This window comes from Cellulosimicrobium sp. So1_17, assembly GCF_055181235.1.
Genome location: NZ_CM143702.1, coordinates 913,212 through 934,895, shown reverse-complemented (window position 1 = coordinate 934,895; position 21,684 = coordinate 913,212). Strand labels below are relative to the sequence as shown.

Annotated in this window: 15 protein-coding genes; 4 read left to right on the top strand and 11 right to left on the bottom strand. The window is 72.1% G+C overall.

Annotated elements, in window-relative coordinates; all coding sequences use genetic code 11:
- Positions 1-60: 60 nt before the first annotated feature.
- From ACZCLJ_RS04185 to ACZCLJ_RS04165, 5 genes are all read right to left on the bottom strand, one after another.
- Positions 61-2,232, bottom strand: a complete 2,172-nt coding sequence (locus ACZCLJ_RS04185) for a 3-hydroxyacyl-CoA dehydrogenase NAD-binding domain-containing protein (protein WP_463106351.1) — start codon at positions 2,230-2,232, stop codon at positions 61-63.
- A 62-nt stretch (positions 2,233-2,294) separates the two neighbouring features.
- Entirely contained in the window at positions 2,295-3,620 is a 1,326-nt protein-coding gene (locus ACZCLJ_RS04180) for a thiolase family protein (protein ID WP_251150852.1), read from the bottom strand.
- A 212-nt stretch (positions 3,621-3,832) separates the two neighbouring features.
- Positions 3,833-4,876: a lipid II:glycine glycyltransferase FemX gene (locus ACZCLJ_RS04175; protein WP_251150853.1), complete on the bottom strand. Its 1,044-nt coding sequence runs from the start codon at positions 4,874-4,876 to the stop codon at positions 3,833-3,835.
- Positions 4,877-4,898: 22 nt separating this feature from the next.
- The gene (locus ACZCLJ_RS04170; RefSeq protein ID WP_463105575.1) at positions 4,899-6,182 is read right to left on the bottom strand and encodes an HRDC domain-containing protein; all 1,284 of its coding nucleotides are present in this window, start codon (positions 6,180-6,182) and stop codon (positions 4,899-4,901) included.
- On the bottom strand, positions 6,179-6,772 hold the full coding sequence (locus tag ACZCLJ_RS04165) for a DUF3000 domain-containing protein (RefSeq protein ID WP_353050425.1): 594 nt from the start codon (positions 6,770-6,772) through the stop codon (positions 6,179-6,181). Before ACZCLJ_RS04165 ends, ACZCLJ_RS04170 begins: the two co-directional genes overlap by 4 nt.
- Positions 6,773-7,047: 275 nt before the next feature.
- Here ACZCLJ_RS04165 and gndA point away from each other — a divergent pair, with 275 nt between their 5' ends.
- The 3 genes from gndA to cuyB are packed head-to-tail and all read left to right on the top strand — an operon-like array spanning position 7,048 to position 10,524.
- The gene (gene gndA / locus ACZCLJ_RS04160; protein WP_251150855.1) at positions 7,048-8,493 is read left to right on the top strand and encodes an NADP-dependent phosphogluconate dehydrogenase; all 1,446 of its coding nucleotides are present in this window, start codon (positions 7,048-7,050) and stop codon (positions 8,491-8,493) included.
- Positions 8,490-9,773 (top strand): carboxylate--amine ligase, encoded by a 1,284-nt coding sequence (locus tag ACZCLJ_RS04155; RefSeq protein ID WP_463105574.1) that lies wholly within the window; start codon positions 8,490-8,492, stop codon positions 9,771-9,773. The genes gndA and ACZCLJ_RS04155 overlap by 4 nt, the downstream gene beginning before the upstream one ends.
- The gene (gene cuyB, locus ACZCLJ_RS04150; protein ID WP_463105573.1) at positions 9,766-10,524 is read left to right on the top strand and encodes a cysteate racemase; all 759 of its coding nucleotides are present in this window, start codon (positions 9,766-9,768) and stop codon (positions 10,522-10,524) included. Before ACZCLJ_RS04155 ends, cuyB begins: the two co-directional genes overlap by 8 nt.
- 45 nt (positions 10,525-10,569) lie before the next feature.
- On the opposite strand, the gene ACZCLJ_RS04145 is transcribed toward cuyB, so the two are convergent.
- Both ACZCLJ_RS04145 and ACZCLJ_RS04140 read right to left on the bottom strand, forming a co-directional pair.
- Complete coding sequence (locus ACZCLJ_RS04145; protein WP_463105572.1) at positions 10,570-11,055, bottom strand: hypothetical protein; 486 nt, start codon at positions 11,053-11,055, stop codon at positions 10,570-10,572.
- A 5-nt stretch (positions 11,056-11,060) separates the two neighbouring features.
- On the bottom strand, positions 11,061-11,963 hold the full coding sequence (locus tag ACZCLJ_RS04140; protein WP_463105571.1) for a dihydrofolate reductase family protein: 903 nt from the start codon (positions 11,961-11,963) through the stop codon (positions 11,061-11,063).
- 37 nt (positions 11,964-12,000) lie between these two features.
- Here ACZCLJ_RS04140 and zapE point away from each other — a divergent pair, with 37 nt between their 5' ends.
- Complete coding sequence (gene zapE, locus ACZCLJ_RS04135) at positions 12,001-13,116, top strand: cell division protein ZapE (RefSeq protein WP_463105570.1); 1,116 nt, start codon at positions 12,001-12,003, stop codon at positions 13,114-13,116.
- A gap of 136 nt (positions 13,117-13,252) precedes the next feature.
- On the opposite strand, the gene ACZCLJ_RS04130 is transcribed toward zapE, so the two are convergent.
- From ACZCLJ_RS04130 to treY, 4 genes are all read right to left on the bottom strand, one after another.
- Positions 13,253-15,880: a hypothetical protein gene (locus tag ACZCLJ_RS04130; RefSeq protein WP_463105569.1), complete on the bottom strand. Its 2,628-nt coding sequence runs from the start codon at positions 15,878-15,880 to the stop codon at positions 13,253-13,255.
- 238 nt (positions 15,881-16,118) lie between these two features.
- Positions 16,119-17,129, bottom strand: a complete 1,011-nt coding sequence (locus ACZCLJ_RS04125; protein ID WP_463105568.1) for a PPK2 family polyphosphate kinase — start codon at positions 17,127-17,129, stop codon at positions 16,119-16,121.
- 14 nt (positions 17,130-17,143) lie between these two features.
- Positions 17,144-19,018 (bottom strand): malto-oligosyltrehalose trehalohydrolase, encoded by a 1,875-nt coding sequence (gene treZ / locus ACZCLJ_RS04120; RefSeq protein WP_463105567.1) that lies wholly within the window; start codon positions 19,016-19,018, stop codon positions 17,144-17,146.
- Positions 19,015-21,678, bottom strand: a complete 2,664-nt coding sequence (gene treY / locus ACZCLJ_RS04115; RefSeq protein WP_463105566.1) for a malto-oligosyltrehalose synthase — start codon at positions 21,676-21,678, stop codon at positions 19,015-19,017. The genes treZ and treY overlap by 4 nt, the downstream gene beginning before the upstream one ends.
- Between the last annotated feature and the right edge of the window lie 6 nt (positions 21,679-21,684).

Below are 21,684 nucleotides of genomic sequence, written 5' to 3'. Positions count from 1 at the left end.
GGCCCGTCCGGAGCTCCGGACGGGCCACGACACGATCGGCACCGGGTGGTGCCGGGAACCTCAGGCGTGCTGGACCGCAGCGGCCGCCGGGACGTTCGCGACGCCGTCGGGCAGGAACCGTCGGCCGAGGACCTTCTCCGAGTAGCCCGTGCGGTCGAGGTACGGCGTGATGCCGCCGAGGTGGAAGCCCCAGCCTGCTCCGAGGATCATGCACAGGTCGACCTGCGACGGCGAGGACACGACGCCCTCGTCGAGCATGAGCCCGATCTCCTGCGTGAGCGCCGTCAGCACGGAGTCGAGCACGCCGGCCTCATCCAGGGCATCCTCACCGCGCGCGGTGCCGTCGCCGAACACGGCCTGGATCGCCGGGTCGACCGGCTTCGGCAGACCGCGGGGTGCGTCGAGCACGACGGGGATCTTCTCGTCGACGATGCGCTGCAGCCCGGGGGAGACCGGGAACCGGTCGCCGAGGTCCTCGCGCAGCGACGTCAGCACGTGCAGGCCGACGGCCGGACCGACGAGGTCGAACAGCGCGAACGGCGGCATCGGCAGCCCGAGCGGCGCGACCGCGCGGTCGGCGACCTCGACCGACGTCCCGTTCTCGACCGCCTCGACGATCTTGCCCATGAGGAGGATGAGGAGGCGGTTGACGACGAAGCCGGGCCGGTCCGCGACGAGCACGGCGGTCTTGCGGAGCTTCTTCGTCATGGCGAACGCGGTGGCGAGCGCGGCGTCGTCCGTCTTCGCCGCCTGGATGATCTCGACGAGCGGCATCTGCGCGACGGGGTTGAAGAAGTGCATCCCGACGACGCGCTCCGGGTGGCGCAGGTCGGCCGCCATCTCGGTCACGGACAGCGCCGACGTGTTCGTGAGGAACACGGTCTCGTCGCCCACGACGCCCTCGAGCTCGGCGAACACCGTCTTCTTCAGGCCGAGGATCTCCGTGACCGCCTCGATGACGACGTCGCAGCCCGCGAAGTCGCCGAGCTCGGTGGTGCCGTGGACGTTCGCGACGATGCGGGCGCCGGCGTCGCGCGACATGCGCCCGGAGCCGACGAGCTTCTCGACCGTCGAGCGGACGTAGCCGAGGCCCTTCTCGACGCGATCGGCGTCGAGGTCGCGCATGACGACGGGCACCTGGAGCCGCTGGGCGAACAGCAGCGCGATCTGCGCCGCCATGAGGCCGGCACCGACGATGCCGACCCGGGTCACCGGCCGCGCGAGCTTCGCGTCCGGCGCGCCCTGCGGCCGCTTGCCCTTCGACACGAGCTGGAACGCGTACACGCTCGCGCGCATCTCGTCGCTCATGATGAGGTCCGCGAGGGCCTCGTCCTCGGCGGCGAACGCCTCCTCCTTGGTCGCCGTGCGCGCGGCGGCGACGAGGTCGAGCGCGCGGTACGGCGCGGGCCGCGAGCCCGCCACGACGGCGTCGAGCCGCTGGCGCGTGCCTGCGACGACCGCGTCCCACACGGGCTGCGGGTCGAGCTCGCGGCGCTCGACGACGACGTCCCCGCGCAGGACCGCCTCCGCCCACCGGATCGAGGACTCGAGGAAGTCGGGCGCGTCGAACAGCGCGTCGACGAGGCCGATCTCGACGGCCTCCTTCGCCTTGAACGGCTTGTTCGCCGCAGGACGGGCCAGGATGACGTCCATGGCCTTCTCGACCCCGAGCAGGCGCGGCACGAGGTACGCGCCGCCCCAGCCGGGCACGAGGCCGAGGCCGACCTCGGGCAGGGCGAGCGCCCCGGCGTCGGACGCGACCGTGCGGTAGTCGCAGTTGAGCGCGATCTCGAGGCCGCCGCCGAGCGCGACGCCGTTGACGAACGCGAACGTCGGGACGCTGGTCCGCTCGCGCAGCCCGCCGAGGATCGCGTACGCGGCGTGGCCCGCGCGACCGAGCCCGAGCGCGTCGTCCCGGCCCTGGATCGCGGCGGCCTGCGTGAGGTCGGCGCCGGCGGCCAGGAAGTAGGGCTTGCCCGTGACCGCGACGGCGACGATCTCGCCGTCGGCCGCACGCCGCTCGATCCGCTCGAGCGCGGAGCGGAGCTCCGCGAGCCCCTCGGGCCCGAGCGTCGTGGGCTTGGTGTGGTCGAGCCCGTTGTCGAGCGTGACCAGGGCGAGCGTGCCCGTCCCGCCGGGGAGGGCGACGTCGCGAACGAGCGAGTGCGTCACGCGCTCCCCGCGCGCCGGGGCCGAGCCGCCGTCTCGCTGCGCGGACGGCTCGGGGGTGATGGTCTGGTCGGCGGTCGTCGTGCCGGGCCTGCTGGTGGTCTCGGAGGTCGTCTCGCTCACGGTCAGTTCTCCCCGTCGGTCGCGGTGGTCGTGTCGGCGGCGCCGTGGCCGGAGTAGTCGGCGTGGTGCGGGTTCTCCCAGATCACGGTGCCGCCCATGCCGAGGCCGACGCACATGGTCGTCAGGCCGTAGCGCACCTCGGGGTGCTGCTCGAACTGCCGCGCGAGCTGGGTCATGAGACGCACGCCCGACGACGCGAGCGGGTGGCCCATCGCGATGGCGCCGCCGTAGAGGTTGACCCGCTCGTCGTCGTCGGCGAGGCCGAAGTGGTCGGTGAACGCGAGCACCTGGACGGCGAAGGCCTCGTTGATCTCGAACAGGCCGATGTCGTCGATCGTCAGGCCCGCGGACGCGAGCGCGCGCTCCGTCGCGGGGACGGGGCCGTAGCCCATGACCTCGGGGTCCACGCCCGCGTAGGCGTAGGAGACGAGGCGCATGCGCGCGGGCAGGCCGAGCTCGTCGACGACGTCGCCCGCGGCGAGCAGGCACGCCGTCGCGCCGTCGGTGAGCGGCGACGCGTTGCCCGCGGTGACCTTGCCCCCGGGGCGGAACGGCGTCTTGAGGTCGCGGATCGCGTCGACCGTGGTGCCGGGGCGCGGGAGCTCGTCGGCGGTGGCGAGGCCCCAGCCGAGCTCGGTCGACCGGGTCGCGATCGGCACGAGGTCGGCGGAGACGTCGCCGTTGGCGAGAGCCTTGGCGTACTTGGCCTGGCTCGCCACGGCGTAGGCGTCGGCGCGCTCCTTGGTGAGGTGCGGGTAGCGGTCGTGCAGGTTCTCCGCCGTCGCGCCCATGACGAGCGCGGACGAGTCGACGAGCTTCTCGGCGACGAAGCGCGGGTTCGGGTCGGAGCCCTCGCCCATGGGGTGGTGGCCCATGTGCTCGACACCGCCCGCGACGACGACGTCCTGGGCACCCACGGCCACGTTGGCGGCGGTCGTCGTGACGGCCGTCATCGCCCCCGCGCACATGCGGTCGATCGCGAACCCGGGTACCGACTTCGGCAGCCCCGCGAGCACGGCGACGCTGCGCCCGAGGGTGAGGCCCTGGTCGCCCGTCTGCGTCGTCGCGGCGAGCGCGAGCTCGTCGATGCGCTCGGCGGGCAGCTCGGGCCGACGCCGCAGGAGCTCGCGGATCGTCTTCACGGCGAGGTCGTCGGCGCGCGTCTCGGCGTAGATCCCGTCAGGGCGCGCCTTGCCGAACGGGCTGCGCACGCCCTCGACGAAGACGACGTCGCGCACCGCACGACGGCGTGCCGCCTGGGTGGGTGCGTGGGCCTCGGGGGCGGTCGCGCCGTCGGCTCCTGGGGCCACGGTGTCGGCCACGGTCATGGTATCTCCATCCGGTCGGGTGGTCCGGCCGGGTCGGGCCGGGTCAGATGGTCGGGACGGCGGCGTCCGGAGCGACACCGCTCAGGTGATACACGCTACCGCGAGTATCGGGAAAGCACGAGGACGATGCTACGACACATCGAGACCCGGTATCGCCCCTCTCGCGAGGAGGGCGATACCGGGTCTCGGTGGAGCCTCGGGCAGGAGCGCGGTCAGCGTCCGCCGCGCAGCTTCCGCACGACCTTCTTCGCGGTCGGCAGGCCCTTGTTCCATGCGGAGTACCACATCGAGAACGGCACGTCGACGCTCTGCACGAGCTCGTCGTCGTGCTGGGCGAAGCTCCGCTTGAACTCGCTGATGCCGTCGTTGAGGAGACCGTTCATGTCGTAGCGGACGAGCCCGGCCTCCTGCGCGAGCGTGATCGCGTGCCACTTGACCGGCGCGTTCGCCCGCAGCTTCCGACCGGCGTCGTTGATGCCCCCGTAGAGCTCGAACGACGTCGTCGCCGACGCCACGCACCACACGAACGACACCGGGGCGCCCTCGGAGAACGCCGCGACGAGCACCGAGTGCTCGCCGAGCTCGCGGTGGATCGCGAGGTAGTACTCGTCGTCGTGCAGCGCGAAGCCCGCCCGCTCGGCCGTCTCGTGGTAGACCGCGAGGACCTGGCGGACGTCGGCCTCGTCCGTGACGCGGCGCACCTCGAGCCCGCTCCGTGCGGCCTTGCGGATGTCGTACCGCGTCGACTTGCCCATCGCGGCCGTCAGCTCGTCCGGGGTCTTCGTGAGGTCGAGGATCAGCGTGACCGGGTAGAGGATCGGGTTCGCGGCGTCGCGCGCGTCGGGCAGGTCGAGGTGCGTACCCGCGGGCCAGTCCGGCTCGATCGTGATGCCGACGCCCCCGACGTTCTCCTTGCACCACGCCACGACCGCCCGTGTCACGGCGTCGCGCGCGTCGTCGTCGCCCACCCCTGGCCCGGCGCCCCAGCCGTCGGGACCGGGCGCCACGACCGGGCCGCGCGGCACGTGGCACAGCGCCTTGAACTGCGCGGGCAGGGACCGTACGAGCACCTGCGCGAGGCCGACGGTGCGGCCCGCGCCGTCGACGGCCTCGAGGCGGCGCGGCGTCCAGGCGCCCGTCGCCTTGACCTCGCCCCAGCCCCAGAGCTGCAGCGGGTGGCCGCCGAGCGCGTTCACCTGGGCGTCCCAGGTGTCGCGGTCGGTCACTGTCCGGATCGTCAGGTTCGTGTCGTGCACGGCCCCGACCCTACCCGTCCGCCTACCGGTCCGACACGTCCGCGAACGCCGCCGCGAGGCGCTCCGCGAGCAGCCCGACCTGCCACTCCCGCGCGCCCCGGCCGCGCAGGAACGCGGCCACGCCGTCGGCGTCCGCCGGGTCGGGCGGGGTCCAGCACACGCGCCGCAGGGCGTCGGGCTGGAGCAGGTTCTCCGCCGGGACGGTGTGCTGCTCCGAGAGCTCCTGCACGACGGCGCGGGCCGCCTCGAGCCGTGCGGCGGCGCCCGGGTCGCGGTCGGCCCACGCGCGCGGCGGCGGCGGGGCGTCGGAGCGCGGCCCGCGCACCGACGGCAGGTCGCTCGCCGGGAGGGCGAGCGCGGTGTCGATCGCCTGCTGCCAGTAGGCGGCGCGCCGGCGCGTGCCCTTCCCGGCGAAGGCCGGCAGGGCGACGAGCTGGGCGACGCTGCGAGGCAGGGCCTCGGCGGCCGCGACGATCGCCCGGTCGGGCAGCACGCGACCCGGGGCGATGTCCCGCCGGCGCGCGTTGACGTCGCGGGCCTCCCACAGCGCGCGCACGACGGCGAGACGGCGCGCGTCGCGCAGCGTGTGCGTCCCGGACGTGCGCCGCCACGGGTCGACGCGCGGCGGCGGCGGGGGAGCCGTGCGCACCGCCTCGAACTCCTGCGCCGCCCACTCCGTCTTGCCGGCCTCCTCGAGCCGTGCCGCGAGCACGTCGCGCAGCTCGACGAGGACCTCGACGTCGAGAGCGGCGTAGCGCAGCCACTCCGGGGGGAGGGGACGCGTCGACCAGTCGACCGCCGAGTGCTCCTTCGCGAGGCCGAGGCCGAGCAGCTCCGCGACCACGGCGGCGAGCCCGACCCGCTCCATGCCGAGCAGCCGCGCCGCGAGCTCGGTGTCGAAGACGCGCGCCGGGAGCAGTCCGAGGTCGACGAACCCGGGCAGGTCCTGCGACGCGGCGTGCAGCACGAACTCGGCGTCGCCCACCGCCGCGCGCAGGGGAGCGAGGTCCGGGACGCCCACCGGGTCGACGAGCGCGGTCCCCGCGCCCTCGCGCCGGACCTGGACGAGGTAGGTGCGCTGGCCGTACCGGTACCCCGACGCGCGCTCCGCGTCGGCAGCGACGGGACCCGTCCCGCGCGCGAACGCGTCGACGACGCGCGCGAAAGCCTCCGGGGTGTCGACCACGGGTCCCACCCCGTCCGACGGCTCGGAGAGCGGCACGACGACGGGGGAGACCGCGCCGTCGTCCGGGGCGTCGTCGGGCTGGTCGAGGGGTGACGGTGCAGGTGCTGCGGCCGAGCTCATGGACCTACGGTATTGCGTCGCGCGGGCAACGGTGTGATCCCCTCGGGCAGCGGGGGCAGACCTGCGGCCGTGCACAGGAGCTGTGCCCAGGCCGCCAGGTGCGGCCCGAGGTCGGTCGTGAGCGGCGTCCAGGACGCGCGCATCTCGAGCTCGACGTCGTTCGCGCGCCCCGCGAGGGCACCGAAGCTCTGGGACAGCACGCGGGTGACCGTGCCGCCCTCGGCCCGGGTGGACGCCCCGGTGTCGCGCAGCGCGTCGGCGAGCCAGGTCCAGGCGACCTCGGCGAGCATGTCCTCCGCCGCCATCTCGGGCTCGAGCGTGGCACGCACGAGCGTGACGACCCGGAACCGCCCCTGCCACGCCTCCTGGCCCGCGGGGTCGTGGAGGAGGATGAACCGGCCCGAGGCGAGGTCGGGATCGTCGTCGACCTCGCCGGCGACCTCCCCGGTGAGCGCGACGGAGAACGGCGCGATCCGCCGTGGCGCCGGGACCTCCCGCAGGGTCACCTCGGGGCGCACGCGGCGGGCGGCGACGGAGTCCAGCGCCGCGCGGAACTCCGCGGGCGCGTCGGTCCCGTGAGCGGTGATCACCCTCTGCACACTACGAGCCCGCGCGCACGGTGAGGGCCGCGGCGCGCGCGGACGTCACCGAATCGTGACCGCGATCGTCACCACCGCTGACCACGCCCGGATGCTGGCCACGTCCGGAGCCGTCGAGGACGGGGGACTAGGCTGTCCGCGTATCCGCCCCGTACCGGCTGCACCTGCCCGCCGTCGCGTCCGTCGGTGCCGCACGCGCGGCGTCGTCCGGCCGTGGACGTGCCCCCGAGGTCGCCGGTACCGATCTCCGAGGAGCAGGGAAGCAGATGGCAGCACGAGCACAGATCGGTGTGACCGGACTCGCGGTCATGGGTCGCAACCTGGCCCGCAACTTCGCCCGCCACGGCTACACGGTCGCGGTGCACAACCGCTCGTACGCCAAGACGGAGTCCCTGATCGCCGAGGCCGGCTCCGAGGGTGACTTCGTCCCGTCGGAGTCCATGGCCGACTTCGTCGCGTCGCTCGAGCGCCCGCGCAAGGTCGTCATCATGGTCAAGGCCGGCGCGGCGACCGACGCGGTGATCGACGAGCTCGTCCCGCTGCTCGAGGAGGGCGACATCGTCGTCGACGCGGGCAACGCGCACTTCCCCGACACGATCCGCCGCGAGCAGGCGCTGTCGGCCCAGGGCCTGCACTTCGTCGGCACCGGCGTGTCCGGCGGCGAGGAGGGCGCGCTCAACGGCCCGTCGATCATGCCCGGCGGCACGCGCGAGTCCTACGCGAGCCTCGGCCCGATCCTCGAGGACATCTCCGCCAAGGTCGACGGCGTCCCGTGCTGCACGTACGTCGGCCCCGACGGCGCCGGCCACTTCGTGAAGATGGTCCACAACGGCATCGAGTACGCGGACATGCAGCTCATCGCCGAGGCGTACGACCTGCTCAAGCAGGGGCTCGGCGCGTCGGCCGCGGAGATCGGGAAGATCTTCGAGGAGTGGAACACGGGCGACCTCGAGTCGTTCCTCATCGAGATCACGGCAGACGTGCTCCAGCACGTCGACGCGCAGACCGGCTCGGCGTTCGTCGACGTCGTGCTCGACCAGGCGGAGCAGAAGGGCACCGGCCGCTGGACCGTCCAGAACGGCCTCGACCTGGGCGTCCCGATCACGGGCATCGCCGAGGCGACGTTCGCGCGCGCGCTGTCCGGCTCCGTCCCGCAGCGCGAGGCGGGCCGCGCGGCGCTGCCCGCGGACGCGCAGGCGTGGGACGTCACGGACCGCGACGCGTTCGTCGAGGACGTGCGCCTCGCGCTGTACGCGTCGAAGGTCGTCGCGTACTCGCAGGGCTTCGACCAGATCGCCGCGGCGTCGGCCGAGCTCGGCTGGGACATCGACCGCGGCGCGATGGCCCGCATCTGGCGCGGGGGCTGCATCATCCGTGCGCGCTTCCTCAACCGCATCACCGAGGCGTACGAGCGCGACGCGAACCTCCCGCTCCTCCTCGCCGACGAGTACTTCACCGGCGCCGTCGGCAACGGCCTCGCCGCGTGGCGCCGCGTCGTCGCGCAGGCCGCGCTCAACGGCGTGCCGACGCCCGCGTTCTCGTCGTCGCTCGCGTACTACGACGGGGTGCGCGCCGAGCGCCTGCCCGCCGCGCTCATCCAGGCACAGCGCGACTTCTTCGGCGCGCACACGTACCGCCGCGTCGACGGTCCGGGCGTGTTCCACACCGAGTGGACCCGCGACCGGAGCGAGACGCGCGAAGGCGACGCGTGAGTCGAGGCGTCGTACGCCCGGCCGTCGTCCACCCGATCATCCTGGGTGGCGACGCCGGCGCGTACAGCCTGGCCCGCGCGTTCCACGAGGCGTACGGGGTGCGCAGCACGGTCGTGACGATCGTCTCGACGCGCAACATCCGGTACTCGACCATCCTCGACAACGTCATCGAGCCGCAGCTCGACGACCCCGAGGTCATGGTGCGCACGATCCGGGACGTCGCCGCGCGCGCGAAGGCGCCCGCGATGGTCGTCACGTGCGTCGACTGGTACGTGCAGGCGCTCGCCGAGCACCGCGCGAAGATCGAGGACGTCGCCGTGGTCCCGTACACGACCACGGACCTGCTCGACCGGGTCATGGACAAGCAGCGCTTCTCCGAGCTCTGCATCGAGCTCGGCGTGCCGCACCCGCGCACGGTCGTGCGCCACGGCGGCGAGCGCGTCGGCGAGCTCGACCTGCGGTTCCCGATCATCGCGAAGCCCGGGGACAACGTCGCCTGGCACCGTACGTCGTTCACGGGCAAGCGCAAGGTCCACGAGCTCGCGGACCGCGACCAGCTCGAGTGGCTCCTGCGCACGGCGGGCGAGGCGGGGTACCGGGAGCCGTTCATCGTCCAGGAGTTCGTGCCGGGCAACGACGCGCAGATGCGCATCATGACCACCTTCTCGGACGAGAAGGGGCAGGTGCGCATGGCGCACGGCGGCCACGTGCTGCTCGAGGAGCACACCCCGGGCACGCTCGGCAACCCGGCGGCGATCCTCACGGGACCGCTGCCGCAGATCGAGGCCGACGCGCGCAAGCTCGTCGAGCACCTCGGCTGGACGGGCTTCGCGAACTTCGACATCAAGGTCGACCCGCGCGACGGCACGGGGTACTTCTTCGAGCTCAACCCGCGCACGGGCCGCTCGAACTTCTACCTCACGGCGAGCGGCATCAACCCGGCCATGTACTGGGTCGGAGAGCACCTGCAGGGCGGGCGCGTGCCCGACCCCCGGCGCGTCCCGGTCCTCTACCGGATCGTGCCCGGGTTCCTGCTGCGCCGGTACGTGCGCGAAGCGACCGACCCGGCGGTCGCCGCACGGGTGCGCAAGGTCCGGCGCGTCGGCCATCCGCTCAAGTACTCGCGGGACCGCGCGTGGCGCCGCGACCTGTGGGTCCGCGTCGCCGAGCTGCGCCAGGTGCAGCGGTTCCGCGAGTTCTACCCCGTGGCCGCCGCGAAGGCCGCGTACGTGAGCACGGGCGCCCGGACGGACGCCGCACGGGACGGTGGGCGTGGCTGACGCGCCCGCGGGACCCGGCCCGGCGCTCGGCGCCGGCGACGACCGGCCGCCCGTCGGCGTGATCGGCGGCGTCGGGCCGCTCGCGACGGCGTACTTCCTCCAGCTCGTCGTCGAGCTCACCGAGGCGGAGCGCGACCAGGACCACCTGGACATGGTCGTGCTCAACCACGCGACGATCCCGGACCGCACCGCGTTCGTGCTCGGGCGCTCCGCCGACGACCCCGGACCCGTCCTCGCGCGCGACGCGCGCCGCCTCGAGGCGTTCGGCGTGTCGTTCCTCGTCATGCCGTGCAACACGGCGCACCACTTCACGCAGCAGGTGGTCGACGCCGTGAGCGTGCCGTTCGTGTCGATCATCGACACGACGGTGGACGCGGCGCGCGAGCGCGTCCAGGGGCTGTCGACCGTCGGTCTGCTCGCGACGGCGGGCACGGCCGCGGCGGGCGTCTACCAGGACGCGTTCGCCGCCCACGGCGTGACCACGGTCGTGCCCGACGACGCCGACCAGGCGCTCGTCTCGCAGATCATCTACGAGCAGGTCAAGGCGGGTCGGCCCGTCGACGTCGACACGTTCCGCGCCGTCGCGGGGCGCCTCGTGGAGCGCGGCGCGTCCGTGATCGTCCTCGGGTGCACCGAGCTCTCGGTCGTCGCCGTCGACCACGGCCTGCTCGCCGACCCCGTGTACCTCGACTCGATGGACCAGCTCGCCCGCGCAACGATCCGTCGCGCGGGCCACCGCGTGCGGGACTGAGCAGCCCGGCCGGCGGCGTCCTCGGGACGCCTCAGCCGGCGCGCCTCAGCCGAGCTCGCTCGTGCCGGAGTACAGGTGCAGGACCGGCACGTGGAGCTCGTCCCGAGCGCGGGAGGCCCAGTCGCGGTGGAACGTGTCCTCGACCGCGTGCGGGTACGTCACGACGACGGCCTCGCGGACGTCACCGGCCGCCACGGCCTTGCGCAGCGCCGGCAGCGGGTCGTCCTCGGTGACGGTGCCGTCGGCGTCGCGGCCGGCGGCGCGCAGCTCGGCGACACTGCGCTCGAGCTGCTCTGCGGCGGTGGCCTTCGCCTGCTTCTCCGAGGGCTCACGACCGAGCACCTCGTCCCACGCCTGCTTGAGCTCGCCCACGCTGAGGTGGTCGATCAGCGCGGAGACGAGGTTGCGCTCGGTGTCGGCCGGCACGAGGACGCGATAGGCGAGCGTCTCTCCCTCGTGCAGGGACAGCATGTGCTGGACGTCGGCCGGGTTCAGCGTGTCCTCGGTGAGGACCAGGATCGTGTCGGTCACGCGCGTCAGCCTATCGGCAGGAGCCAGCGCGCGAGCGTCGTGCCGGCCGGTGCGCCGGGGCGGGCGTGGGGACTGTGCAGCAGGTGGGCGAGCCGGGCGCCGCGCGGCGGGCCGACGGACGGGCCCGACGGCGCGGCTCCCGCGACGATGCGTCCGGGCCCCGGGCCGACGATGCCGGGTGTCGTCGTCACGCACAGCTCGTCGACGAGGTCGGCGCGCAGCAGGTCGCCGAGGAGCGACGGCCCGCCTTCCGTGAGCACGCGACGCAGGCCGCGCCCGGCGAGCGCCGCAAGGCCGGCGGCCAGGTCGACGTCAGGCTCGGAGCCGGCGGACCCGCCGCCGTCCGACGTGTCGCCGTCGGTGACGAGGAGGCGGTCCTCGGGAAGTCCGCGCTCGCGCACGATCCTCGCTCCGGTGCGGCCCGTGATGACGAACGGTGGACGCTGAGCGACCGTGAGGTGCTCGGGGACGAGGCCCGTGCGCGTCACGACCGCGAGCTCGAGCGGCGCCGCGTGGAGGTGCTCGAGACCGCGAGGACGGCCCAGCGTCGTGTAGCGCTCGGCACGGGCCGTGCCGGCGCCGACCAGCACGACGTCGGCGAGGGCGCGCAGCACGCGGAAGACGCGCCAGTCCGCGTCGTCGTTGATGGACCCGGAGCGTCGGTCGGGTCCCCACGCGGCGCCGTCGATGCTCGCGACCATGTTGGCGCGCACGGTCGACGAGCCGCGCGCGGGCGGGCCGTCCGCGTAGAGCGCGGCGAGCTCGTCCTCGCGGGGGTCCGGGTCGATCCTCCGCGGCGCGGGGAGCAGGAGATCGAGCGGCGGCAGGTCGTCCCGTCCCGCGGGTGGCTCGCCGATCGAGGGCACCGAGGGCGTGGACCCGGGCGTGGGCGTCGTGGCAGAGGTCACAGCGGCCACGGTAGCGGCAGGCGTAGGCTGGATCCTCGTGACTTCAGCGCCAGCCACCGGCGGGACCACCGCGCCGACGGGTTCGACCGGACCGGACCCCGCCCCGCGAGACCCGGGATCGCGGGAGCAGGTCGCGCGCGTCGCCGCCCTCGCGGCCGTCCGGCCGTCCGTCCCGCCGTTACGGCTGCTCGCCGACCTCGTCCCGCCGCCGCACTTCGCCGACGTGCGGTTCGCCACGTACCGCGCCAACCCGCGGTACCCCAGCCAGGAGCGGACCGTCGCGCGGCTCGAGGAGGTCGCCGCCGCCGTCGTGAAGCCCCCGCGCAAGGGTCTCTTCGCACGCCGCACCACGGCCCCCGCCGTGTACATGGACGGCGGGTTCGGCGTCGGCAAGACGCACCTGCTCACCTCGCTCGCGCACGCCGTGGGGCTCGACGTCAGCGCGTACGGCACGTTCGTCGAGTACACGAACCTCGTCGGGGCGCTCGGGTTCCAGGCGACCGTCGAGGCGCTCGCGGCGAAGAAGCTCGTGTGCATCGACGAGTTCGAGCTCGACGACCCGGGCGACACGGTGCTCATGTCGCGCCTGCTGCGCGAGCTCGCGGACCGCGGCGTCGCGCTCGCCGCGACGTCGAACACGCTGCCGGAGGCGCTCGGCGAGGGCCGGTTCGCCGCCGAGGACTTCCTGCGCGAGATCCAGGCGCTCGCTGCGCGGTTCGAGGTGCTGCGGGTCGACGGCGAGGACTACCGCCACCGCGCGGTCGTCACCGACTCGGCACCGCTGCCCGAGGACGTCGTGCGGACGACCGCGGCGAGCGTGCCGGGGGCGACGCTCGACGCCTTCGACGACGTGCTCGCCCACCTGACGCACGTGCACCCGAGCCGGTACGGCGCGATGCTCGACGGCGTCGCGGCCGTCGCCCTCACGGGCGTGCACGCCGTCACCGAGCAGTCCGCGGCGCTGCGCCTCGTCGTGCTCGTCGACCGGCTCTACGACCGCGACGTGCCGGTCCTGCTGGGCGGGACCGGTGAGACCGGCCTCTTCACCGACGAGATGCTGCGCGGCGGCTACCGCAAGAAGTACTTCCGCGCCCTGTCGCGGCTCGGCGCGCTCGCCGAGGACGGCCGAACAGTCGTTCGCCGTCTGCGCTGATCCTGGACGCTGACGGGACGGTTGCACACGCTGAGCACGCCCTTTGGCACAGCGATGCGGTGAATGACTACAACTCGCGCTCAGTCTCCTGCTGGATCCGTAGATCAGAACCGGCGCCCTGTTGCCCTGACGTGGTTCAGAGTTGCGCAGAGTCTAGCCACGAAAGTCGCTGAATGTGCAGGTTTGTCGGATCGATCGCACGTCCCAGCGTCAGATAGGCGCGGGCGCGCGCATTGTCCTTCCCGTTGACCGCCAACCAGGTCATGCGGCTGTAGTCAGTCGCCGTTAGTGACGAAGTGCCGATCGAGTCCAGTTCATCTAGGAGTGTGGAGTACATCGTTTCACGCTCATCGGAAGGAATATCGGTGAGCGAACCCGCCGAGTGCAGGTTGTTGATCCGAAATGCAGCCTCACTGTTCAGTGCTGCTCCCACCGAGGGTTGAGTCGCCCGGCTCACGAGCGCCTGCACCTCTCCCTGGAAATCACCCCGCCGACGGCAAAGCTCAGCCAACCGAGACCATGCTGCGATGTCGCCCGGTGCTTCTTCAAGATAGTGCCGAACTGCCTCCGTCGCTTCGCCCGTCCAGTATCTGGAGCCCTGCTCCTCAAGCAGGTCTGCAATCAACAGCCAGGCGGGATGGTACTGCCGTGCGATATGCTCGAGAACGGGACGATTGGCGACAATGATCTCCGAGTCGGTCTGCGACTTCTGCGCCAGTGCGCGGACGAGACGATTCAAGCGTGGCTTGAAACCTTGCTCAACGTCCGACCCGCGAGCCGCTCCAAATAGCCGAAGGAACTCTACATCGTTCTCGATAGCGCTTCGCAAAGGGCTGGCATGGAGTTTCTTCCGCCCGAAGAGAGACGCAGCCAGTGGAACGCTGAGGAACTCATCGCCCTCTGGACTCCTGCTTGCTTCGACAAGTGAACTTCGAACAAGCTCGTCGACGGCGCGACTTGTGTCGAGTGGCTCCTCTGCCAACCGCAAAAGAGCGGCCTCGATAGCAAGCCGCGGGACCGCAGAGCGCCAGCCGCAAAGTGTCAGGAACAATCGACGAGCCAACGGTGCGAGCTTGATGAATGTCCGCTCGAAGAGAGCCTGGAGAACGTCCTCGCGGCTTGCTACGACCTGGTCGAGGCGCACTGGCCGACCGAGCGTCGCCACTTCTCCCAGCAGGAGCTTGGCGACGTATGGATGTCCATCGGACTGGTCGTAGAGCACTGCTTCGTAGTCGCTGCTCACCTTGCTGCCGATCCCAAGCCGCACTGCCGTTCGGTGCACCAGGGCGTCGAACTCCTCGCGTAGCATCCCTCCGACTTCAACGGGATAGTCGCCTTTGAACTCGCGCAGCCGCGTCGTGATCAAGATCTTGTTTGGTGGGCGGATGTAGGTGTCAAGCCATTCGTACATCTGCTGGGGTTCGAGCACAGTCTCAAAGTTGTCGAATACGAGAAGTAGCGGCCCTACGTCCGATGCCCCGAGTTGTTGCGCCAGGTAGTTCAACTTGCTGAAGCCCTTCTCGCGTCCAGCGCTGGGATTCAGCAAAGTAACCAACTGCTCGGCCACGTCCTTGATGCTCACAACCTGTGGACGGACGAGCTTCGGTCCCAACTCGGTCAGGTCGACATCTCGCGCAGAAAACCAAATGGTCGCAAAGTAGCGGCTCGAGAAGTCGTCCGATTCGGCGATTCTATGCAGAACCTCGACGGCTAGCGACGTCTTGCCAATTCCGCCGCGGCCAACGAGTGTCACGACCGCATGCCTGTCGTTCAGAAGGAATCTGTGAAGTTCTTCTTCCAGTTGTGGTCGGCGTACGTAGTCATCTTGGCGTGGAGGAATATTCGCGAACTGATTTCCCTCAAGTTCTAATCCGATTGCACCTTCAGTCTCGCTGGCCGGCAGCTTGCTCGGTGGTGTGAGCCAGTGGGACCCATCGATGAGACGCCGTTGATCTGTGACGTATGACAGGGCTTCAGCCATCGCGGAGCTATCGTTGAAGGCTCCGTTACAGAGATAGAAGTCGGCGAGTTCGACATCTGAATCGATCAAAGAAACTCGCCTTGGCGCGTCCAATACAATGTATATGCCGTCATCTAGACTGACATCGTTCGGTCGCTTGAGGTGTTCCAGGGATCCCGCGGCGCGCGACACCGGAATCACGCGGTACTTGCCCGAAAGGTTCTGATGGAGATACACCCATTCTCGGGAGAATAGGGAAAAGTTGTCAATGAGAGCCCGGATTGATTTCTCCAGGTGCGGTGCCATCCTTCGACAGGTCGCGGCCTTGGTCGCGCCGTGTCCACGGGTCTTGTTGCGCAGCCATGTAAAGTGCCGAACCCAGTTTCGAGCCGAGACTTTGACAGAGTCGGTGGCGTAGTCTTCTTCGATGCTCCGGCATGCTTGAACAATTTCGTTAACTGCCTCAACTTGCCAGGCGTCAGCGACCCGAGAGTCGAACGTCCGAGTAAGTTCGGACGCTTCGTTCCGGGTCGCGAGTGAGAGGCTTGCGGCGGCCGGTCCCGTGAGTAGGTCGTCTAGTGCCGTCGCCCAGTCTCCGATGCCAGATGCGCGAAGTACTGCATGCTCTAGTCGATACCGGTGCCGGTCTCGGTCGTCATCGATGCCTGCGATCATTCCTGCGACCATCGTCTTCAGCGTGGCTTCGCCCAGATACATCAACTCAAGAAACAGAGTTGTGTCATCGCAGTCGTTGCGGACGCTCTCGACGCGCTTCTCGACGCGCTCAATGATCGCAAGGGTCACGGGCACACGGTACCCGCCGTCGGCACTATCGGCCAGGAAGCCCTGGCATTCGGGTGGCGTGGGGCTGAAGTTGCTCGCACAGTGCCTTCGACAGATGCAAATGGGGCGCGTCTCATGCTTGGCGCGGAGATAGCGAGGTGCGTCTGGGTTCGGATGAGGGGTACTAGAAGGTCCTCGAAGAAGGGGACGATCTGCACACCGCTGAGTGTCTCGATCGTGAGTATCGTGAGCGCGAGCGTCAGGTCGCGGCGAGGCGGCGCTTCTCGACCTCGATGTCGAAGTCCGCCGCCGGCCAGCCGAGGTCGAACCGGCGCAGCGCGTCCAGCAGGAGCTCGCTCACGGCGAGGCGCGCGAACCACTTGCGGTCCGCGGGGATCACGTGCCAAGGCGCGACCTCGGTGTTCGTGCGGTCGAGCACCGTCTGGTACGCCTCCTGGTACGCGGGCCACTTCGAGCGGGAGTCGACGTCGGACGGGTTGTACTTCCAGTACTTGTCCGGGCGCTCGAGCCGCTCCATGAGCCGTGCGCGCTGCTCCTCGTAGGACACGAGCAGCGCGACCTTGACGATCGTGGTGCCTGACGCGACGACCTTCTCCTCGAACCGGTTGATCTCGTCGTAGCGCTTCTCGAGCACGTCCTCGGGCACGAGCGAGTCCACCCGGCCGATGAGCACGTCCTCGTAGTGCGACCGGTCGAACACGCCGATGTGCCCGGGGCGCGGAAGGGCGCGCCGGATGCGCCAGAGGAAGTGGTGCCGCAGCTCCTCGGGTGTCGGGACGCCGAACGAGCGGTGCGCGACGCCCTGCGGGTCGACGAGCCCGACGACGTGCCGCACGATCCCGCCCTTGCCGGAGGTGTCCATGCCCTGGAGGACGAGCAGCACCGAGCGCGAGCCACCCGACCGGCCCTCGGCGAACAGCCGCTCCTGCAGGTCCGACAGCTCGTCGGCGTGGTGCGCGACGAGCGCCTCGCCGGCGGCCTTGTCCCCGCTGAAACCGGGGGTGGAGTGCCGGTCGAACGCCGCGAGGTCGAAGCTCGACGGCGCGCGCAGCACCTCCGTCGGCGGGGCGTCCCAGTCGGGGGCCGCGCCACCCGCGGCACCGGACCTCTTCGCGGACGCGCCGGACGTCGCGGAGGACCCCTTGCCGGAGTGCTTCCCCCCGCCGTGCTTGCCTCCGTGCTTGCCGGAGTGCTTGCCCGACGTCTTCGTGCCCGAGCTCTTGTGGGACTTCTTCTTCGCCGCAGCCATGGGCGTGAGCGTAGTCACACCCAGGACACGACGGCGACGGAACGCGCGGGAAGGTCGACGATCCGTCCCCGGACCTCCGTCGCCGGGTCCCACGCCGCGAGCAGTCGGGGCGAGCCGCCGAGGGCGAGCTGCAGGGTCCGACGTCGGCGGCCCAGGTTCACGGCGACGGCGATCGTCCGGCGCTCCACGACGAAGGCCGGCCCGTCCTCGGGGCCACGTCTGCCCTCCTCGCCGGACGCGTCGTCGTCCGCGCCCTCGGGGCCGTGCACCGTCACCGCCGACAGGTCACCGGAGCGCACGTCGGCGCGTGTGCGCAGCCCGACGAGGGTGCGGTACCAGTCGAGCAGGCGCGCGTGGTCGCCGTCGTGGCGCTCGGACCAGTCGAGCACGCTCGCGTCGCGCGTCGCGGGGTCCTGCGGGTCGGGCACGACCGGGCCCCCGTCCACCGCGCCCCAGCCGTGCCCGGCGAACTCCGCGGCGCGGCCCTCCCGGACCGCCCGGGCGAGCTCCGGGTCGTCGTGGTCGGTGAAGAACTGCCACGGCGTCGACGCACCCCACTCCTCGCCCATGAAGAGCATCGGGGTGAACGGGGACAGCAGCACGAGCGCCGCGGACGTCGCGAGACCTCCGGGGTCGAGCGTCGCCGACGGCCGGTCGCCCTGCGCGCGGTTGCCCACCTGGTCGTGGTTCTGGGTGCACACGACGAACGCGTGCCCGTCGGTCCCCTCGGGCACCGGCCGGCCCCAGGGCGTGCCGCGGAACGTCGACCACGTGCCGTCGTGGACGAACACACCGGTCAGCGCCTTGCGCAGCACGGCGACCGACCCGAAGTCGACGTAGTAGCCGTCGCGCTCCCCGGTGAGGAGCGCGTGCAGGGCGTGGTGCACGTCGTCGGCCCACTGCGCGCGCATGCCGCGACCGCCCTGCTCGACGGCCGTCACGGTCGCCGGGTCGTTCTCGTCGGACTCGGCGATCAGGGTGAGCGGGCGGCCCAGCTCCTGCTCGACGCGGTCGACCCGCCGCGCGAGATCGGCGAGCACGTGGGTCGGCGAGTCGTCGACGAGCGCGTGGACCGCGTCGAGACGCAGCGCGTCCACGTGGAACTCGACGAACCAGCGCTCCGCGTTGTCGACGACCCACTCGCGCACCTCACGGCTGCCCGAGCGGTCGAGGTTGACCGCCGCACCCCACGGCGTGTGGTGGGCGTCCGTGAAGTACGGCCCGAACTCGGGCAGGTAGTTCCCGGACGGACCCAGGTGGTTGTAGACGACGTCGAGCACGACGGCGAGACCTCGCGCGTGCGCGGCGTCGACGAAGCGCTGCAGCGCGCGCGGCCCCCCGTAGGGCTCGTGCACCGCGTAGAGGTGGACGCCGTCGTACCCCCAGCCCCGGCGGCCCCCGAAGGCCGCGACGGGCAGGAGCTCGACCGCGCCGACGCCGAGGTCGACGAGGTGGTCCAGCCGGCCGGTCGCGGCGTCGAGCGTGCCCTCCTCCGTGAAGGTCCCGACGTGCAGCTCGTACAGGACCTCGCCGCGCACGTCGCGACCTGCCCAGCCGTCGTCGGTCCAGGCGAACGACGGGTCGAACGTGCGGCTCGGACCGTGCACCCCGTAGGGCTGCCACGGGCTGCGCGGGTCCGGGCGGCCGGGGCCGTCGTCGACCGCGAAGCCGTAGTCCGTCCCTCCCGGCAGCTCGTGGTCGTAGCCCCACCAGCCCGGGACGTGCGCCCCGACGAGCCGCAGCGACTCCCGACGGGCGTCGTCGAACGTGCCCGAGCCCGGCCGTGGGAGGAGCAGCTCGACGGTCCGCGCGGTCGGCGCCCACACGAGCGGTCGAGGTCCCGGCACGGAGAGCATCGGGGTCCCGCGCGGCGGTGGGGCCGGCGTCATGCGGTACCCGCCTCGACGAGCAGCGCGACCGGCAGGTCCGCCAGGAGCTCGGCGACCAGGACCGGCCCTGCGGGGTGCACGCGGTCGGTGAGCACGTCCCGCCACCCGCCGGTCGCGGCAGGCAGCGCGACGACGTGGTCGCGCCACCCGCCGAGACGCCGGACCGTGCCCTGCAGGCGGGTCGCGACCGTCACCGCGCGCGGCGTGCCGTCGAGCGTACGGGCGAAGGCGAGCGCGCACGGGGTCGACGTGGCGACGGGCGAGTAGCCCGCCCCGGGCCCGACGAAGGCCTCGGGGAGGTCGCGACGCAGCCGCAGCGCGCGCGACGTGACGAGGAGCTTCTCGTCGGCGAGCGTCCGTGCGCCGCCGCCCTCGTCGAGCCGTACGAGGCGCTGGTCGAGGTCGCGGACGTCCACCGGGCGCCGGTTGTCCGGGTCCACGAGCGTGGGGGAGTATCCCTCGCTGCCCTGGTACACGTCCGCGACCCCCGGGGCGGTGAGCTGCGCGAGCTTGATGCCGAGGCTCGCCGCGCGCAGCTCCTCGCGGTGGTCGTGGGACCAGCGCGCGAACGCGGTGAGGACCGCCGGGTCCTCCAGCGCGCGCCGCGCGAGGTCCTCGACCGCGCGCTCGTACGCCTCGTCGGGGCTCGTCCACGACGTGCGGACCTTGGCCTCGCGCAGCGCCTTGCGCAGGTAGTCGACGAGTCGGTCGGCCGCGATCACCCGGTGCTCGTCGCCGGAGCGCGTCGGCCCGTCGGCGGCATCGGTCCTGTCGGTCGCGGCCGGCGCGTCGGGCAGCCACGTGCCCGCGACCGTCTGCCACAGCAGGTTCTCGGCGAGCCCGTCGACGAGCACGCCGCGGTACGGGGCGCTCGCGGACCGGACCTCCTCGACGAGCCGGGACCAGCCGGTCGCGTCCTCGGCGAGGACCCCGAGCGCGGCGCGGGTGTCCTCGCCGCGCTTCGTGTCGTGCGTCGACCCGGCCGTGAGCGCGAGCGGTGTGAGCGCCGAGAAGCGCTGGGCGAAGGCGTGCCAGTCGTGCACCCCGAGGCTGAACCGGTCCGGCTCGCCGCCGACCTCGCAGAGGCTCGAGAGCTCGGTCCAGCGGTAGAACGCGGTGTCCTCGACACCCTTCGCGGTCACCGCGCCGCACACCTGCTGGAACCGGACGACGAGCTCGTCGCGGCGCGCCTCGCGGCGGCGCCCCGCGCTCCCGACCTCGCGCCCGAGCACCAGGTCGACGACGACGTCGAGCGTGTCGCCGCGCTGCGGGTCCAGGCGCGCGCGGGCGCGCGCCGCGGCCTCCTCGACGGCACGCACGGCCTCGTGCCGCGGCGTGACGCCGGGCTCGACGTAGGCCCGGTACCGGTCGAACGCGACGAGCAGCTCGCGCAGGCACTGGTGCAGGGCGCGCCACGTGTGGTCGCGCAGGCGCGGGTCGTCGTGGCAGACCGCGGCCGCGAGGTCCGTCAGGCGGTGGACCTCCGCGTACAGCGGTCCGGCCACGACCTCGTGCTTGGCCTGCTCGACGACGCCCTCGAGCCCACCCGCCAGGTCGCCGGTGAGACGTGTCATCACCGCGTCGAGCCCGGCGCGACCGCCCGGGTCGACGAAGAGCTGCTGGAGGCGCCACGCGACGTCGTACCCGGTGGTGCCGACCGTGGCCCAGTCCGGCGGCACCTGCTCGTCGCCCGCGAGGATCTTCTCGACGACGACCCAGGCGCCGTCCGTGCGCTCGGCGAGCCGGTCGAGGTACTGCCCGGGGTCGGCGAGCCCGTCCGGGTGGTCGATGCGCAGGCCGTCGACGACCCCGGACGTCACGAGCTCGAGCAGGAGCGCATGCGTCGCGTCGAACACGGCCTCGTCCTCGACGCGCACCGCGACGAGCGAGCCGACGTCGAAGAACCGCCGGTAGTTGAGCTCCTCGTCGCCGACGCGCCAGAACGCCAGGCGGTAGTGCTGCCGCTCGACGAGCTCGGCGAGGGGGAGGTCCTGCGTGCCCTCGCGCACGGGGAACACGTGCTCGAAGTACCGCAGGACGGTCGTGCGCGTCCCGCCCGGAGCGTCGTCGGCCGCGACGTCGGAGCGTGGGTCGACCGTGCCGTCGTCGGGCGCGTCGGGGACGACGATCTCGTCGAGGACGAGGTCGCCCGCGGCGAGCGCGTCCCCGAGCCGCACGCCGAGCACGGGCATGAGCAGCGCCCCCTCCCCGGCGGACCAGTCGACGTCGAACCACGACGCGTACGGCGACTCGGGGCCGTCCGCGAGCACGGACCACAGCGCGCGGTTGTGCCATGCGGGCGTCGGGACCGCCATGTGGTTGGGCACGACGTCGAGCACGATCCCGAGCCCCGCGTCCCGCGCGGCCGCGGCGAGCCGGTCGAGTCCGGCGCGGCCGCCCATCTCGGCGCTGATGCGGGAGTGGTCGACGACGTCGTAGCCGTGCGTCGATCCCGGCGCCGCCTGGAGCACGGGGGACAGGTAGAGGTGCGTGACGCCGAGGCGCGCGAGGTACGGCACCTGGCGCGCGGCGGCGTCGAACGTGAGGTCCGGCCCCAGCTGGAGCCGGTAGGTCGAGACCGGGGCGGCCCGGTGCGACGGCGCGCCCGGCTCCGGGTCGCGCACGGCCTCGCCCGTCCGCTCCGTCGCCGTGCCGGTCATGCGCCC

Coding starts and splice junctions, on each gene's coding strand:
- ACZCLJ_RS04180 (WP_251150852.1), bottom strand. CDS start 3,620: ATGACCGTGGCCGACACCGTGGCCCCAGGAGCCGACGGCGCGACCGCC.
- ACZCLJ_RS04170 (WP_463105575.1), bottom strand. CDS start 6,182: ATGAGCTCGGCCGCAGCACCTGCACCGTCACCCCTCGACCAGCCCGAC.
- gndA (WP_251150855.1), top strand. CDS start 7,048: ATGGCAGCACGAGCACAGATCGGTGTGACCGGACTCGCGGTCATGGGT.
- ACZCLJ_RS04125 (WP_463105568.1), bottom strand. CDS start 17,129: ATGGCTGCGGCGAAGAAGAAGTCCCACAAGAGCTCGGGCACGAAGACG.
- treZ (WP_463105567.1), bottom strand. CDS start 19,018: ATGACGCCGGCCCCACCGCCGCGCGGGACCCCGATGCTCTCCGTGCCG.
- treY (WP_463105566.1), bottom strand. CDS start 21,678: ATGACCGGCACGGCGACGGAGCGGACGGGCGAGGCCGTGCGCGACCCG.